At 25.6% G+C, this 402-nt stretch carries 1 protein-coding gene and 1 pseudogene; one reads left to right on the top strand and one right to left on the bottom strand.

Going from position 1 to position 402, the window contains the following annotated elements:
• Positions 1 to 165, bottom strand: a 165-nt coding sequence (locus BT993_RS06875) for a sodium:solute symporter family transporter (RefSeq protein ID WP_425274413.1), incomplete at its 3' end; no start/stop codon positions are given.
• Positions 166 to 196: 31 nt separating this feature from the next.
• On the opposite strand from BT993_RS06875, the pseudogene BT993_RS06870 reads away from it, so the two are divergent.
• A pseudogene (locus BT993_RS06870) lies at positions 197 to 388 on the top strand (sodium:solute symporter family transporter); the annotation flags it as partial.
• Positions 389 to 402 lie beyond the last annotated feature (14 nt).

The raw sequence follows: 402 nt of genomic DNA, 5'->3' as shown, positions 1-402 counted from the left end.
TGAAAATTTAAATTTTTCAAGTAATATGAAAACAACAAAACCTACAATTACTGATACTATCGCTCCCTTATCATTACCTCTTTCCCAATATAATCCCATAAATACTGGTACAAAGAATAAAACTTCTTGTCCTGCAAGTGCAAATAAATTAACCCATACAATCAAACTAGGTGGATTAATTGATAATAAATATGTAATTAAACCTATACTTGCATTAAAGAATTTACACCCTATAATTGCAGGTATATTTATAGGTGGACCACTTGCTGCTATTATGTCAACAGTAGATTCATTATTAATATTAATTTCATCATCTATAGTTAAGGATTTATATATAAATTATGTAAATAAAAATGCTAATGATAAAAAATTAAAAAAGATTTCATTATGAAGTGCTTTAGA

The organism is Streptobacillus ratti, assembly GCF_001891165.1.
Taxonomy (GTDB): domain Bacteria; phylum Fusobacteriota; class Fusobacteriia; order Fusobacteriales; family Leptotrichiaceae; genus Streptobacillus; species Streptobacillus ratti.
The sequence above is the reverse complement of the archived record's forward strand: the minus strand, read 5'-3'. Positions and strand labels throughout refer to the sequence as shown.